General features: G+C 59.6%; 15 protein-coding genes. 7 read left to right on the forward strand and 8 right to left on the reverse strand.

What is annotated here, in order from left to right; translation table 11 throughout:
- Positions 1-12 precede the first annotated feature (12 nt).
- Complete coding sequence (locus JTP94_RS32045; RefSeq protein ID WP_204854393.1) at positions 13-594, forward strand: DUF1349 domain-containing protein; 582 nt, start codon at positions 13-15, stop codon at positions 592-594.
- A gap of 170 nt (positions 595-764) precedes the next feature.
- On the opposite strand, the gene JTP94_RS32050 is transcribed toward JTP94_RS32045, so the two are convergent.
- From JTP94_RS32050 to JTP94_RS32065, 4 genes are all read right to left on the reverse strand, one after another.
- Complete coding sequence (locus JTP94_RS32050; RefSeq protein WP_204854394.1) at positions 765-1,106, reverse strand: tRNA-binding protein; 342 nt, start codon at positions 1,104-1,106, stop codon at positions 765-767.
- 24 nt (positions 1,107-1,130) lie between these two features.
- Positions 1,131-1,970 carry a pyrroline-5-carboxylate reductase gene (proC, locus tag JTP94_RS32055; protein ID WP_204854395.1) on the reverse strand — a complete coding sequence of 280 codons (840 nt, stop codon included), beginning with the start codon at positions 1,968-1,970 and terminating at the stop codon, positions 1,131-1,133.
- 1 nt (position 1,971) lies between these two features.
- On the reverse strand, positions 1,972-2,472 hold the full coding sequence (locus tag JTP94_RS32060) for a YbjN domain-containing protein (RefSeq protein ID WP_204854396.1): 501 nt from the start codon (positions 2,470-2,472) through the stop codon (positions 1,972-1,974).
- Between the two features lie 388 nt (positions 2,473-2,860).
- Positions 2,861-3,121, reverse strand: a complete 261-nt coding sequence (locus JTP94_RS32065) for an accessory factor UbiK family protein (protein ID WP_204854397.1) — start codon at positions 3,119-3,121, stop codon at positions 2,861-2,863.
- Positions 3,122-3,386: 265 nt separating this feature from the next.
- Here JTP94_RS32065 and lgt point away from each other — a divergent pair, with 265 nt between their 5' ends.
- The 6 genes from lgt to JTP94_RS32095 all read left to right on the forward strand — a co-directional run bounded on the left by lgt (position 3,387) and on the right by JTP94_RS32095 (position 9,475).
- The gene (lgt, locus tag JTP94_RS32070; RefSeq protein ID WP_204854857.1) at positions 3,387-4,274 is read left to right on the forward strand and encodes a prolipoprotein diacylglyceryl transferase; all 888 of its coding nucleotides are present in this window, start codon (positions 3,387-3,389) and stop codon (positions 4,272-4,274) included.
- Between the two features lie 72 nt (positions 4,275-4,346).
- A complete protein-coding gene (locus JTP94_RS32075) occupies positions 4,347-5,444 on the forward strand; it encodes a class I SAM-dependent methyltransferase (RefSeq protein ID WP_204854398.1) in 1,098 nt (365 codons plus the stop codon).
- 132 nt (positions 5,445-5,576) lie between these two features.
- A complete protein-coding gene (gene pgeF / locus JTP94_RS32080; RefSeq protein WP_204854399.1) occupies positions 5,577-6,359 on the forward strand; it encodes a peptidoglycan editing factor PgeF in 783 nt (260 codons plus the stop codon).
- Between the two features lies 1 nt (position 6,360).
- Positions 6,361-7,512 carry a Xaa-Pro peptidase family protein gene (locus tag JTP94_RS32085; protein ID WP_204854400.1) on the forward strand — a complete coding sequence of 384 codons (1,152 nt, stop codon included), beginning with the start codon at positions 6,361-6,363 and terminating at the stop codon, positions 7,510-7,512.
- A 55-nt stretch (positions 7,513-7,567) separates the two neighbouring features.
- Positions 7,568-8,437, forward strand: a complete 870-nt coding sequence (locus tag JTP94_RS32090) for a hypothetical protein (protein WP_204854401.1) — start codon at positions 7,568-7,570, stop codon at positions 8,435-8,437.
- Positions 8,438-8,542: 105 nt separating this feature from the next.
- A complete protein-coding gene (locus JTP94_RS32095; protein WP_204854402.1) occupies positions 8,543-9,475 on the forward strand; it encodes a ribose-phosphate pyrophosphokinase in 933 nt (310 codons plus the stop codon).
- 15 nt (positions 9,476-9,490) lie between these two features.
- On the opposite strand, the gene JTP94_RS32100 is transcribed toward JTP94_RS32095, so the two are convergent.
- The 4 genes from JTP94_RS32100 to JTP94_RS32115 form a co-directional block, all read right to left on the reverse strand.
- Positions 9,491-10,726 (reverse strand): MFS transporter, encoded by a 1,236-nt coding sequence (locus JTP94_RS32100; protein WP_204854403.1) that lies wholly within the window; start codon positions 10,724-10,726, stop codon positions 9,491-9,493.
- 306 nt (positions 10,727-11,032) lie between these two features.
- Positions 11,033-11,503 carry a cupin domain-containing protein gene (locus JTP94_RS32105; protein WP_204854858.1) on the reverse strand — a complete coding sequence of 157 codons (471 nt, stop codon included), beginning with the start codon at positions 11,501-11,503 and terminating at the stop codon, positions 11,033-11,035.
- 221 nt (positions 11,504-11,724) lie between these two features.
- The gene (locus tag JTP94_RS32110) at positions 11,725-13,179 is read right to left on the reverse strand and encodes a hypothetical protein (protein WP_204854404.1); all 1,455 of its coding nucleotides are present in this window, start codon (positions 13,177-13,179) and stop codon (positions 11,725-11,727) included.
- A 76-nt stretch (positions 13,180-13,255) separates the two neighbouring features.
- Complete coding sequence (locus JTP94_RS32115) at positions 13,256-14,698, reverse strand: hypothetical protein (RefSeq protein WP_204854405.1); 1,443 nt, start codon at positions 14,696-14,698, stop codon at positions 13,256-13,258.
- Positions 14,699-14,823: the final 125 nt, after the last annotated feature.

A 14,823-nucleotide genomic window follows, 5' to 3' on the forward strand; every position in this document is an offset into this window, starting at 1 on the left:
GGGAGGCATCGCATGCCGATCGACATCGACAACATGCACTGGCTGAATGCGCCGCCCATGTGGGAAGTGAACCAGGGGCGGCTGTTCGTACGCTCCGGAAACAAAACCGACTTCTGGCAGGAAACCTATTATGGCTTCCATCGCGACGACGGCCATTTTCTCGGCGCATCCCGCCGTGGCGACTTTACCGCCGAAGTGACCTTCGTCGGGCACTACCGCGAACTTTACGATCAGGCGGGCCTGATGATCCGCCATGACGCCTGGCATTGGATGAAATGCGGGATCGAATATACCGATGGCGCCAGGCATTTCAGCGTCGTCGTCACCAATGGCAATTCCGACTGGTCCGCCTTTCGGCTGGACCACGAATTCGATGCCATGTCTGCGCGGGTGACGCGCAACGGTGACGCTCTCTTCATCCAGTATCGCATCGATCGGATGAACGAATGGCGCATGGCAAGGCTTGCCTGGTTCGATCCGACGCTGGAGGAGGTATCGATCGGCCCCGCCTTCTGCTCGCCGCAGCGCGAAGGCTTCGAGGCAGAGTTCCTCGATTTCAGCCTGACCGATCCAGTATCAAGGGATATCCATTAACGGACTACCTTCTCCCCAGCGGGGAGAAGGACGCGCGACAGCACAGGTTGAGGCGGCATTGCACCGTCAGGAGGAATGCCTTTCGCCTGCCGTTCAAGGCTCGCGTCGCTCTGCTCCGCCCCCCTCATCCGCCCTTCGGGCACCTTCTCCCCGAGGGGAGAAGGTCAAGCTCACATCATCCTCTTGCCGTTCGGCACCGCGTGAGTCACCGCGGCAAGAACGATCGCACCGGCCTCATCCTCGAACCCGAGCGTCAGGACCTCGGAGCGCACCGGGCCGATCTGACGCGGAGGAAAGTTGACGACGGCCAATACCTGCCGGCCGATAAGGGTTTCCGGCGTGTAGTGCACGGTGATCTGCGCGGAGGAGCGTTTGATGCCGATCTCCGGCCCGAAGTCGATCCGCAGCTTGTATGCCGGCTTGCGCGCTTCCGGAAAGGTCTCCGCCTCGATGATCGTCCCGACGCGGATATCCACCCGCTCGAAATCGCCATAGGTGATCTCTTCCGTCATGCCTCTGCCCTTTTCGTCGAAAACTTAACCGGCCAGCTCCTGCGCCCGCTTGCGTGCCGCTTCCAGCGCCGCATCGAACAAGGGCTGCATGCCGTCTTCTGCCATCAAAACACCCAGCGCCGCGGCGGTCGTCCCGCCCGGAGAGGTCACGTTCTGCCGCAAACGCGAAGCGTCGTCGGGGGACTGATGCAATAATTCACCAGCCCCCGCGACAGTTTCCCGTGCAAGCCGCATGGCGAGGTCCGCCTGCAGACCGAGCTTCCGGCCCGCTTCCGCCATGCATTCGACGAGATAGAAAACATAGGCAGGTCCACTGCCCGAGACCGCAGTCACCGAATCGATATCGGCTTCGCCCGGCACCCACTCGACCGGACCGGACACTTTCAGGAGATTCTGAACCAGCTGCCTTTGCCGTTCGCCGACCCTGGCATTCGCGAAGGCGCCGGTCACTCCACGCCCGACCATGGCAGGGGTGTTGGGCATGGCCCGCACCATCGCCGCCTCGCCCAGATGCTTCTCGAGCGAGGCGAGCGTCTTGCCGGCCGCGATCGACACGACGACAGTATCTGCGCCCACCGCAGCCTTGAGCGGCGGCAGCACCGCATCCATGACCTGAGGTTTGACGGCAACGAAGAGCACACCCGCAGTCACGCCGGCGGGAATGCCGATGACATGGCTCGCTCCGGCATCCGCAATCATCTTTCGCATCGGCTCGGATGGATTGGGATCGACGACGATCACCGAAGATCCCGGCACGCCATTCTTCAGCCATCCCGTCAACAGCGCGCCGCCCATATTGCCGGCGCCGATCAACACGATCGGCCCCGTGGATGCAAAAGCACTGGCGGACTGTTGACTTGTCATGTCACGCTTCGCCTACCGTTTCGAAAAGCACAGCTTCCATGGCGCGGTTGGCCTCAAGACCGGACCACACCACGAACTGGAAAGCCTGATAGTATGCCTCGCAGGTGTCAAGCGCGTTGGAAAGCAGCACTTCCACTTGTCGGTTCGTGGGCTCCGCACCGCCGGACAGCAAGAGCGACTGGCGGAAAATTACGATATCCTCCTGGCGCCAGAGGTCGAAGTGCCCCATCAGCACCTGCCCGTTGATACAGGACAGCAGCTTGATCACCTCGTTGACGCGCGGCTCCGAAACCTTGACGTCGAAAGCACAGGCGATATGCAGCGCCTCGAATTCCTCCATCCAGGAGAAGGAGATGTGGTAATCGGTCCACTTCCCTTCGACGGTCATGGCAAGTTCATCTTCGCCGGACCGTTCGAACGACCAATCATTGTTGGCGGCCACGAACTCGATCATGTCAACCGGATTCGATTGTCGTTCGACTTCCATTTCCATCAGGCTCATGCAGCACCTTCTTGACCGGAACGAATGCAGTTTTCTCGTGGTCCAACACTGAAAGAACGCAACCCGCTTTACTCCGGAAACATCCTCGGGATGATGTTGAACGGCTGCCAGACTAACGCGTCCACCCTGCCCGGAGCTTACCAAGTCCGTTTCGAATCATCATTTAAAATCAGTGTATAGCGGCATGCCCGGCATGCCAGCCCCTGAAGATCGATTTTGGAAACGGCACTGTGGACAGCTCTTCCGACGTCTATTCAGAAGGGAGTCATAACCGACTCTGACGATTGGCTTTTTTGCCTATGTCCACAGGTGGAAAAACAGCTGAATATTTTCAGAGAAAAAAGCGCGGCAAACGGGTGCCGCGCCGGTCAACAGCGAAAGATTGTGCTCATTTGCCCTTGGAGGCCAGCTTTGCCTCGAGCGCTTCGATTCTCGCGAGCAGCGCTTCGTTTTCGTCACGCGCCTTGATCGCCATCTCGCGAACGGCCTCGAATTCCTCGCGCTTGACGATGTCCAGGCTGTTCAGCCAACGCTCGGCATGCGCATTGAAAGCCGTCTCGATCTCCCGGCGCACGCCCTGGGCAGCACCGGCGGCATCGGTCATCAGCTTGGCGAATTCATCCAAGATACGGTTCGGTCCAGTGCTCATAGCAATCTCCTTGCGGCCGTCGGCCCGAAAACAGACGGGCATCGATGTGGGGCCAGATACTGTTGAGGTAAGATTTCCAAGAGGCCGATGCAAGCAAATTGAGATAGAACGGGACAACCGGACCTGCGATAAAGGACACAGCAATAATCGACTTGACCGTTTCGACAGCGAGCGCCATGTTCCGCGCACATTTGGATTTAGCATGTTCTTGTCCCGAAATGGCGCAGTGCTTTTTGGGAATCATGCGACAACGGGCCTGACGATCTTGCTGACATCCGCCAATCTCGCCGCCATCCTGCCGTTTCCGGATATCGATCCGGTTGCGGTTTCTCTCGGCCCGCTCTCGATTCACTGGTATGGCCTCGCCTATGTGGCGGGCATCCTGCTCGGCTGGTTCTATGCAAGACGCCTGGTCGACAACAGCAAGCTCTGGCTGAACGACACAGCGCCGATGACGCGCCAGCATCTGGATGATTTCATCCTCTGGGTTGCGTTCGGCATCGTTCTCGGCGGCCGCATCGGCTATATCCTGTTCTACGATCTCGATCCGGTGCTTGCCGATCCGATCCGCGCGATTCAAGTCTGGAACGGCGGCATGTCTTTCCATGGTGGATTGATCGGCACGACCATCGCCATGATTTTATTCGCAAAACGTAACAAGATCCCGGCGTGGAGCCTGTTCGATATCGTTGCCGCCGTCGCGCCTGTCGGCCTCTTCTTTGGTCGCATCGCCAATTTCATCAATGGCGAGCTCTGGGGCCGGGCCACCGATGTCCCCTGGGCGATGGTATTCTGCAGCCCGCACGTGATCGCGGCACACAATGGCATCTGCCCCGCGGGTCCCGATCCGCGCCATCCGAGCCAGCTTTACGAAGCGGGTATCGAAGGCATCCTACTCTTCCTCGTACTCTTCATTCTCACGCGTTGGGCTCTGGCGCTGAAGAAACCCGGCACGGTCAGCGGTATTTTTGTGATCGGCTACGCTTTCTCGCGTATTTTTGTCGAATTCTTCCGTCAGCCTGATGAGCAGCTCGGCTATCTTCTCGGCACGAACTGGCTGACGATGGGCATGGTGCTGTCGCTGCCGATGGTTGCCATCGGCCTGTGGGCAGTTGTCCGCGCCCGCCAGGCAGCAACCAGGCAGACGGCTTGAGCTGAAGATTAATATCGCATGACCCTTTCGAAAGCCCCGCTTTTCAAGGCCATGCACTAGCGAAAGCAGAGAATGACGACGGCGCTCGGTGAAAAGATCAAAGCCATCATCCGTACGAATGGGCCACTGAGCATCACGGACTATTTTTCGCTGTGTCTCGCCGATCCGGCGCACGGCTATTATAAAACGCGCGAACCCTTCGGCCAATCCGGCGACTTCGTTACCGCACCTGAGATCAGCCAGCTCTTCGGCGAGATGATCGGCGTCTTCATGGTGCACGCTTGGCAGCGTCACGGAACGCCGGCCGATGTGCGTCTTGTCGAAATCGGCCCTGGTCGCGGCACGATGATATCGGACATGCTGCGTGTCATCAGCAAGCTGGCGCCGCCGCTCTATGAGGCCATGACGGTCCATCTGGTCGAGACCAGCGAGCGTTTGCAAGGATTTCAGCAGCAGACCCTGGAGCCTTATGGCGCAAAAGTCTCGTGGCATACGGATTTCGGCGAAGTGCCGGATGGTTTTACTTTGCTCGCCGCCAACGAACTTTTCGATGCCATCCCCATCCGCCAGTTCGTTCGCACCGCCAACGGCTTCCGCGAGCGCGCGGTCGGCCTTGATATCGACGACGAGCTGACCTTCGCCACCGGCGTCGCCACCCTTGATCCGGCGCTTCTTCCAGAGGGCGCCCTTCCACCGCTCGGTATGATTTTCGAAGTCGCGCCAGCCCGCCAGGCCGTCATGACGACGATCTGCGACAGGCTGGCCGCCCATGGCGGCACCGCGCTCGCCATCGACTACGGCCACATGACGACGGGCTTTGGCGACACGCTGCAGGCCGTGCGCATGCATGAATACGACCCGCCGTTGGAACATCCCGGCGAAGCCGACCTTACCAGCCATGTCGATTTTCAGCATCTGGCGCAAACGGCGCTCGCGTCCGGCATGCACATCAACGGATGCTGTCACCAGGGAGATTTCTTGATCGGGCTCGGATTGCTGGAACGAGCAGCGGCTCTCGGACGCGATCGCGATGTCGCAACTCAGGAGAATATCCGCGTCGCCGTAGAGAGGCTGGCCGGCGCCGGTGAAGGCAAGATGGGAGAGCTTTTCAAGGTGCTCGCGGTTTCCAGTCCGGCGATCGACCTCCTGCCCTTTCGTCCTGTCAGCTGAACCATAACCATCGATCCTGCGGATTGACAGGCCGCGCCGGGGTGGGCCAACATCCCGGCCAAATCGAACTGCTTCGCCGCGGCTGCGTTATTCATCGCACGACAAGCTAAACCGCAATCAAGGAACGCTGTGTTGCCGACACCAATTGCAAGCACGCTGCTGAGCGCCGCCGAGGCTGCCGGCATCCGCCATGGCTATTTCACCCGCGCCGGCGGCATTTCCGAAGGCCTCTATCGTGGTTTGAACGTCGGCCTCAGCTCAAACGACAATCGCGAGCATGTGCGGGAAAACCGCCGCCGCGTCGCCCATTGGTTCGGCCTTCCCGTGGAGCGGCTTGCCACCGTGCATCAGATTCATTCCCCCGATGTCGTCACCATTGACGCGCATTATGACGGCAGCCGCCCGCAGGCCGACGCAATGGTGACGGCGACGCCAGGCATCGTGCTTGGCGTTCTTGCCGCCGATTGCGGCCCCATCCTCTTCGCCGATCCGGAAAATCTAGTTATCGGCGCCGCGCATGCCGGCTGGAAGGGAGCGCTGACCGGCGTGCTGGAAAACACCATCGACGCGATGGTGGCGCTCGGCGCAAGGCGTGAGGCAATCGTTGCCTGCCTCGGCCCCTCCATCAGCCGGGCAAGCTACGAGGTCGGCCCGGAATTCGTCGATCGCTTCCTTGCCCACGACCCAGGCTACGCCAGATATTTCACGTCATCGGAACGGGCCGGCCACGCCATGTTTGACCTGCCGGCCCTGACCGTCGATCGCCTGCGCAAGGCAGGCGTGACAGCCGAAAGCCTGAATCTCTGTACCTATCCGGATCCCGACCGCTTTTTCTCCTATCGCCGCACCACACATGCGAAGGAGCCGGATTACGGCCGGCAGATTTCCGCCATCGCCATCGGGGAGGCAGCTTGATATGGCCTTGCATTTCGAACGCAGCGAATTTGGTCCACGCTTGGCTCGACTGCTCGCCAAGATGCAGGAGGAGAAGCTCGACGCCATGCTGCTCTTCGCGCAGGAGAGCATGTATTGGCTGACGGGCTACGATACCTTCGGCTATTGCTTCTTTCAGACCCTGGTGGTCAAGGCGGATGGATCGATGACGCTCCTGACGCGCTCCGCCGACCTTCGTCAGGCGCAGCTCACTTCGGTCATTTCCGATATCCGTATCTGGGTCGATCGCGTCAATGCCGATCCGACGCTCGATCTCAAGGAATTGCTATCCGATCTCGACCTTCTCGGTGCCCGCATCGGCATCGAATACGATACGCATGGCATGACCGGCCGCATCGCCCGCCTGCTCGACCACCAGCTTGCCAGTTTCGGCCAGATCGTCGATGCCTCCTATCTCGTCGGCCGATTGCGCCTGATCAAGAGCCTGGCGGAGATCGGCCATGTCGAGCGCGCTGCCGCCCTCGCCGATGAGGCCCTGGACGCCGCCCTGGCGCTGATCAAGCCCGGTGCGGATGAGGCCGATATTCTGGCCGCCATGCAGGGCGCGGTGTTTTCCGGCGGAGGCGACTATCCCGCCAACGAATTCATCATCGGTTCCGGCGCCGAGGCCCTGCTCTGCCGCTACAAGGCCGGCCGCCGCAAGCTCGACGCCGACGACCAGCTGACACTCGAATGGGCCGGCGTCGATGCCCACTACCATGCCGCCATGATGCGCACGGTCGTCATCGGCAATCCCAGTCATCGCCACCGCGAGCTATACAGTGCCTGCCTGGAGACGCTGCAGGCGATCGAAACGATCCTGACGCCTGGCCACAGCTTCGGCGATGTTTTCGACATGCACGCCAAGGTCATGGACGAACGCGGGCTTTCGCGCCACCGGCTGAATGCCTGTGGTTATTCGCTCGGCGCCCGCTTTTCTCCGTCCTGGATGGAGCACGAAATGTTCCATATTGGCAATCCGCAGGAGATCGAGGAGAATATGTCTCTCTTCGTGCACATGATCATCATGGATTCCGACAGCGGCACCGCCATGACCCTCGGACAGACCTATCTGACGACGTCGCAAGCCCCGAAAGCCCTATCCCGCCACCCGCTCGAATTTCTTAACCGTTAGCGGCGTAATATAGCGATCCTGAACGGAGAGACCGTCGAGGGAAAGGATCGCGCAAATGGGACTGGTCAGGACAATATTGACTGTCGCCGGCTTCTGCCTCGCGCTCTCCGCCTGCAACACTACGGACGCCCTGACGCCACCGGAAGCGATCGGCGACGTCAGCTCCAATCCGGTTACCCAACGCGAAGTCGAGCGCATGGCCTCGGCGCCACAAGCCGGCCAGAGCTATCAAACCACGCAGGACAGCTACAGTTACCGGCGGCAGGCCGATCAACAAGGGTACCAACCGCAGAGCTATGGCGGCAGCGGCACGCTCGACGATCAGGCGTCGGCGCTGAAATCAAACGGCAACAATCCTTATGCCTCCCGCCCGCTCGATGATGGCCGCACCGCCTCCGTCGCCCCGGCCGATACGCAGACGTCGCAAACCGACGAGCAGAGCGAGGCCGACCGGCGCCTCTCGGAAGATCCGCAACCGCAACCGCAGCAGCAAGCCGCCGACGATCAACAGCCTGAACAGCAACAGCAGGCATCGCTGCCGCCCGCCGCCGCCCCCGGCGGCAACAGCATTCGCTTTCTGCCGATCATCGGCGCGCCCGTCGACGCCGTCACCCCGTTATCGCGTCAGCTTGGCGCGGATGCCCGCTCGCTCGGCCTGACGATCAAGAGTTCCAGCGACGCAAGCGCGAGCTATATTTTGAAGGGCTACCTCTCCGCCTTCGAGGATGGGCCACAAATCTCCGTGACTTATGTCTGGGACGTGCTGGACAATGCCGGCAACCGCCTGCACCGAATCCAGGGGGCGGAAAGCGCACCGCTGAAGCGCGGCGACCCGTGGACGGCCGTTCCGCCGGCCGTCATGCAGAAAATTGCCTCCAAAACCATGTCGGAATTCAATTCCTGGCGCAATTCCAACGGTGGATAGCCACAAGCTTTTCAGAAATATGAAAGGTATCGCGCGTCTCCCCCTTGCATTCGAGTGCAAGGCGGTTAAAAGCGCGGCTATCAGGTTGGTAACAGGCGGGCCAAGATGAAGGTTTTCGCAGGCAATTCGAACAGGCACCTTGCCGAAGCGATCTGCAATTATCTCAATGTTCCCTTGGGAAGGGCTAGCGTCCGCCGGTTCGCCGACCAGGAGATTTTCGTAGAGATCCAGGAAAACGTGCGCGGCGAGGATGTCTTCCTTGTGCAGCCGACGTCGTTTCCGACCAACGATCATCTCATGGAACTGCTGATCATGATCGATGCGATGCGCCGCTCGTCGGCGCGGCGCATAACCGCAGTCATCCCCTATTTCGGCTATGCCCGCCAGGATCGCCGCGCCTCTGGGCGCACGCCGATCTCGGCCAAGCTGGTGGCCAATCTGATCACCGAGGCTGGTGCCGACCGTGTTCTCACGCTCGACCTGCACGCAGGCCAGATCCAGGGCTTCTTCGATATCCCGACCGACAATCTCTATGCGATTCCGGTGCTGACCCGTGATATCAAGGCCAATTACGACATCAGCAACGTCATGGTTGTCTCGCCCGACGTCGGTGGCGTCGTGCGCGCCCGCGCCCTTGCCAAACGTCTCGACTGTCTGTTGGCGATCGTGGACAAGCGCCGCGACCGCCCGGGCGAATCCGAGGTGATGAACATCATCGGCGACGTGGAAGGAAAAGACTGCCTGCTGATTGACGATATCGTCGATTCCGGCGGCACGCTCTGCAACGCGGCCGATGCCCTGCTCGCACAAGGCGCGGCAAGCGTCACCGCCTACATCACGCATGGCGTGCTCTCGGGCGGTGCCGTGACCCGTGTGGTAAACTCGAAGCTGAAGGAACTGGTGATCACCGATTCCATTCAGCCGACAACCGCGGTGCAATCGGCGCCTAATATCCGCGTCATCACTACGGCCGGCCTCATCGGCGAAGCCATCAACCGCACCAGCCAGGAAGAATCGGTCTCGAGCCTGTTCGACTGAAGCGGCCAAGCATTCTCAGGCGGTCTTCGCTGCGGACGGATGCGTCTGCCTCCATGCCAGCAAGCCAATCCCGACAAGACCCGAGGCGAACACAGCCGCCCCCGCACCCATGATCGAAGGCCCGATGCCGAACCAGGCAAACAGGCTCGGCGACATGAGATAAGCCACGAACAAGCCGGTGAAAATAGCGCACATCAGCAGACGATAGACCTGTGCCAGGCGATGCGGTTCGCTGCGCGTCTGCATCAGATGCAGCATGGCGAGATTTTCGAAAGGACCGTTGATTGCCGCGAAGCACGCGACGATCATCAGCCACATCCGGTCGTGCATCAGCGGCAGCAGGAACACCCCTGCCCCGAAAATTAGCTTTGCCGCGATAATCCAGACAACAGGCCGGCGGGGCTTGATGCTGCTGAGAATGAGATTGGTCGTCAGGTTACCGACACCGTAAGCCGTCATCATCAAGCCGTAATCCGTCAGAGGATCGGCACTGGTTTCGCGCAGATGCAAGATCATCCCGAGCAGAATTCCCATTGCCCAGGCAATGTTTCCCATCAGGTTGGTGAATAAGCCATAGAGGATCGCCGCATGACCCCGAGCCACCCGCCATCCGCCAAGGACACCATCTATCACGGCAGCCGTTCCGGAAAAATCGCGACGCCGCGGCGCAGCCGGGAATTTCGCGACCGCGAGCCAGACGGCGAGCGCCGACAGCAAGAAGGTAGCTGCAGTGACAGTAAAAAACTGCGACTTCGGCAGAAAGCCGTTCACCAGTGCAATCAAGCTCGGACCGAGAATGCGCGCCATGCGCCGTGTGGCATCGAACAGGCCATTGGTTGCATGCCGAACATCGGGATCGACGGCAATCGTCGGCAGGGTCGCCTGCAGCGACGGGTCGAATGTCGAGGTCAGCAATGCAATGCATCCGGCAAGCACCATCAGCAGCGGCAGGCTCATCAGATGCAGAAGGCCGGCAAGCGACAACGTCAGCAACAGAGCTGCACGCACGAGATCGGCTGTGATCATCGTGGTGCTGTGACGCCAACGATCCGTGACGATGCCGCCGAAGAGACTGCCGAACAGAAGCGCGCCGGACTGCAACGCGGAAACATATCCCGCATTCCTGCCGATGAAGTCCGCCGCGATCCAGACGACTGCGACCATGTAAAATTCGGAACCTGTGGCCGCCAGCACCTGACCGGCCCACAGGAGAGAGATCGAACGCTGGCCGAGCGGCCTCAGAACAAACATGATCGCATTCTGACTTCGGATTGATTATTTGAAAGGCTTACCCCTTTCGCACAGGTTCCCCAGTGATTGTGCAAAAGCAGAAGCCGAAACCGAGGGAAAATCTGTCGCTGGCGGCAATGACTGGTTGTTTCTTTGCGGGGCAGGCGTTGTCGATGCCAACAACAATTGATCAGATTTTCCACGCAGAGTCGCGCCAAGTCGTTATCGGGGCAGTTGTGTCCACAGGCAATTCTTCAATAGTTGGGAGCAGCTCCCATCGGTGGCCTTTTCTGGCCCCTGGCGCACTATAGTCAGTTAGCGTGAATCCTAACCTCCCAATCCGAGAGCCAGCGTCATATCGTTGATGATCCCGAGACGCGCTTCGATCACCGCTATTTTTTCGGGAGTGTCGGCACAAGAAGCTTCGATGTCTATAAACAATTGCTCGCACCCTCCTGGGGTGACCGTGCCGAACATTTGGCCAGGTTCGTCACTTATATTTCGCCAACTGTGTCGCACATGCGGTGGCAGAACGACGACGGTTCCTGGAGGCGCGTCGAACTCCTCGTCACCGCATTGGACTCGATAGAGCCCATGGATTACCCGAAATACTTCGGTCTCTCGCGTGTGAGTGTGGGGGGCCGGGCCATGACCTGGCGGAGTGAAGGTTTCCCACAGGCCGAATACGCCTCCAGTCTCGGTGGCCGTGGCATGGATAACGATTTTTGCACCAAAAGGCGTTCTTGCTATGCGCTCATTGCCAGGCAAAGAGACAACTGCATTTCGGAAACTCGACATACCCACCCCCCCTCCTGTTCGGTTGCAACTATATAGCATATCGCCGGAAGGTGGTTAATCTCAGCGAGAGCCACTGCGTTCGTGGCGGGTGCGAGCGAAGAGCCTGTTGTCAAGCGCGTCGGAAACAGGCTCTCGTCATCCAGCCTCTATATTGGAGCGAAATACACGCGTCATACACAAGCATTGGTTGTGTTCATACCTGGGTGAGCGGGATAAGCCGTTTACTTGATGACCTGGCCGTTGACCTTCACGCCACCGTCGTCGGAAAGATCGATCTCCCAGCGCGAACGCCCGTCCGCATCCGTCTTGGCGAAGCCCTTGGCCATCATCAGGCCGAAGGAAAGCTGAGCGAGATCGGTCTTCGTCTTGGCGGCCTCCTGAATGGCGGCAATCGTCTTGTCGAGATCGCGGGCAAGGACCGTCATCTTCATGGACACGCGGTCCTTCTCGTTCAGCCAGCCGCGCATGCTGCCGGAGGCCTCGACATCGTAAAGACCCGAGACGGCGCTGATTTTCGGAAAGTTGATGGTCATCGTCCCATCCGGGAACATGGCCTGCTGCAACTTGGCATCCATGGCCGTATTGTTGTCCGGAACCTTGAAATCGGTCTGCCGCAAGACGTCCATCAGAGCGGAGAAGTTCAGGTTCGGCACCTGTAGCTGAACATCGGCGGCATCCGGGATGAAGGCGATATAGTCTTCAGGCACCAGGCCCGAGGCCAGGGTGAGCTTTTCGGCACTCAGTCCGAAATCGGCGTTCATCGCATTGGACGGTCCCGCAACCTTGAAGAAATAGCCGAGCTTCTGCAGGCCGCCATCGCCGAGCGGCGTGGTGACCGCAATGTCCTTGATGGCGACCGACTCGTCGAACGAACCGACGATCGGCATCGCATCCATCAGCAGGGCCTTCAACGCCAGGCTGTCGGTGTCGGAGAGGGTCTTCTGGTCCTTATGTTCCGAGACAAAATGCAGCAGGGAATTCACCGCCTTCAACGGCAGCTTGGTCGCGCTGGCATTGAAATCGATCGCCGCGACCTTGATTTCGCCGAGCGCCGTGCTGTCGGACGAGATCTTGTCGTAGAGCGACTGCAGGCCGCCGCTCATCTTGATATCGAGCCTGCCCGGCTCGCCGCTGTCGGACGAGGACAGGGTATAGCCAATGCTGTCGATCGTGGCGTCGTTCTTCTGGACGCCATTGTCGGTGGTCTTGGTGGCGAAGGTGATGCCGCTGCCCTTCATATCCATCGAACGCAGATAGTGAAGCGCAGGGTCGAACACGCCCTTGAAATTCGAGGAGGCCAGCGCATAGCGAAATTCGGTGTCGGGACCGCTGCCGGGCTTCGAGCGCGCCGTCACGTCAAAGGCGTTGTTGCCTTCGATATCCCAGAGGCCGCTATCCAGCGGCGTCGCAAGCAGCGCCAACGGCTTCAAGCCGCTGATATCGAAACCGGTCACGTTCAGCTTGTCGAAAAGCTTCTGCAGGTCATAGGTGACCTCATAGTGAGCACTGACCGGCTTTACCGAAATGCCGCCGCTCCTGGCGATATCATCGGGCAGGAAATAGGTCAGATTGCCGAATAGATCCTTGGCACCCTGCCCGCTGACGTCAGCCGCCTGGACAATGCCGGCCACGCCGGCGGCGAGAACAGCCGCCGCGGCAACCGCTTTAAAACGCATAATTCACCCCCAAATATGATGGAAAAACAATATGAAAGTCCGAAAATGCCCAAGAAGCATGGCTCGCTCCCGTGCCTCAGGGCTTCTTCATCACCTGTCCGTTGACCGTAACAGTCCGATCTTCATCCATCGTGACGTCCCAGCGTAGGCGACCGTCCGGATCGGTTTTTGCAAACCCCTTGGCGGCGAGCAGGCTGAAGGAGACATTGTTCAGACGAGGCTGCGTCTTGGCGGCCTCCTGAATGGCAGCGACAGTCTTGTCGAAATCGCGCGCCAAGATTGTTGCCTGCAGCGAATAGTCGGAATGGGCCTTGGTCGAGGCCTTCACCGCGCCGGAAACCTCGACGTCGTAGACACCGGAGGTAGCGCTTATCTTCGGAAATTCGAGCGTACCGTATCCGCTCGGGAACATCGTGCGCTTCAGCGTTTCAGCGGAAACCGGCGTCGCCCGCGTGGCGACCGCCTCGAGAGCCGTATCGATGAGGCCGGCGAAATTGATGTTGGGCACACCGAGCTGAACGTCCAATGTCTCGGGCAGGAAAGTCGAATAAGCCGCCGGGATGAGGTCCGCATCGGGAGTAAAGTGATCCGCCCGCAGCTCGAGATTGACATTGGACGCCTTGGTCAGACCATCCATCCTGAAGCTGTAGTCGACACGTTTGACGCCGACCTTGCCCTTATCCGTTGCCACAACGGCATTGTTCAACGTCACGGTCTTGCTGAGCGAACCGAAAACGGGCAAGGCGCGGCGTACCAGCTGCTCGAACTTCTCGCTGCCGCTTTCCGAGAGCTGCTTCGCCTTCACGTGCTGCACGAAGAAGCGAATGAGCGCGCGCAGGTCCTTCACCGGCAGGCTCGTCGCTGTAACGCTCGTATTGACGCTCTCAGCACTGAAATTGACGGGCGAGCCGTGCGGCCGCAACGTGAATTGCTCATTGAGCCGCTGCAACGTGCCCTGCAATTGCAGATCGACTTTGCCCGCCTCGGTGCTGTCGGTCACCGTATGGGCGAAAGAGGCGCTGTCGATGGTGGCATCGATCTTGCGCCCACTCCTTGGCCCGCTGCCGACACTTGAGAATTTCACGCCGCTGCTCTTGATGCCCATCGACCGCATCATCTCGATCGTGGGATCGAAAATGCCATCGAAAGAGGTGGAGGCAACGGAATAAGCGATGTCGGACACCGGCGAATGCAGGGAAATATCGAGGCTGTTATCGCCCTTCAAATGCCATTTGCCCTGATCGATCGGCTGCGCGAACATGGAAAGCGGCTTGAAACCCGTAACGGAGAACGCGCTGGAATTGATTTTGTCGAAAAACTTCGCAAGGTCGTAGGTAATCTCATACTGATCACCCGCCGGCTTGACCGAGACGAAATCGCTTCGGGCAAGATCGTTTGAAAGAGAATGCGTCAGTATATTGCGGAGGTCCTTGGCGCCTTGCTCGTTGATGTCGGCCGCCTGTGATGCGCCGGCAAGACCCATGGAAATAACCGCAGCGGCGATAGCCCTGGAGCGCATGCCCGACCTCTCCTTTTGACCCTGATCGATTGAGTTCGACTGTTGAAGGGGCCGAGGGTATATGTCAAGTCGTTGATAGAAATGGCGTCGCAGCCTCGTGCGCAAGAGTTGCAATGTCATCACGG

The sequence above is a fragment of the Martinezella lusitana genome (genome assembly GCF_016901135.1).
GTDB lineage: Bacteria > Pseudomonadota > Alphaproteobacteria > Rhizobiales > Rhizobiaceae > Rhizobium > Rhizobium lusitanum_D.

Coding starts and splice junctions, on each gene's coding strand:
- JTP94_RS32045 (WP_204854393.1), top strand. CDS start 13: ATGCCGATCGACATCGACAACATGCACTGGCTGAATGCGCCGCCCATG.
- JTP94_RS32050 (WP_204854394.1), bottom strand. CDS start 1,106: ATGACGGAAGAGATCACCTATGGCGATTTCGAGCGGGTGGATATCCGC.
- proC (WP_204854395.1), bottom strand. CDS start 1,970: ATGACAAGTCAACAGTCCGCCAGTGCTTTTGCATCCACGGGGCCGATC.
- JTP94_RS32060 (WP_204854396.1), bottom strand. CDS start 2,472: ATGAGCCTGATGGAAATGGAAGTCGAACGACAATCGAATCCGGTTGAC.
- JTP94_RS32065 (WP_204854397.1), bottom strand. CDS start 3,121: ATGAGCACTGGACCGAACCGTATCTTGGATGAATTCGCCAAGCTGATG.
- JTP94_RS32075 (WP_204854398.1), top strand. CDS start 4,347: ATGACGACGGCGCTCGGTGAAAAGATCAAAGCCATCATCCGTACGAAT.
- JTP94_RS32085 (WP_204854400.1), top strand. CDS start 6,361: ATGGCCTTGCATTTCGAACGCAGCGAATTTGGTCCACGCTTGGCTCGA.
- JTP94_RS32090 (WP_204854401.1), top strand. CDS start 7,568: ATGGGACTGGTCAGGACAATATTGACTGTCGCCGGCTTCTGCCTCGCG.
- JTP94_RS32095 (WP_204854402.1), top strand. CDS start 8,543: ATGAAGGTTTTCGCAGGCAATTCGAACAGGCACCTTGCCGAAGCGATC.
- JTP94_RS32100 (WP_204854403.1), bottom strand. CDS start 10,726: ATGTTTGTTCTGAGGCCGCTCGGCCAGCGTTCGATCTCTCTCCTGTGG.
- JTP94_RS32105 (WP_204854858.1), bottom strand. CDS start 11,503: ATGTCGAGTTTCCGAAATGCAGTTGTCTCTTTGCCTGGCAATGAGCGC.
- JTP94_RS32110 (WP_204854404.1), bottom strand. CDS start 13,179: ATGCGTTTTAAAGCGGTTGCCGCGGCGGCTGTTCTCGCCGCCGGCGTG.
- JTP94_RS32115 (WP_204854405.1), bottom strand. CDS start 14,698: ATGCGCTCCAGGGCTATCGCCGCTGCGGTTATTTCCATGGGTCTTGCC.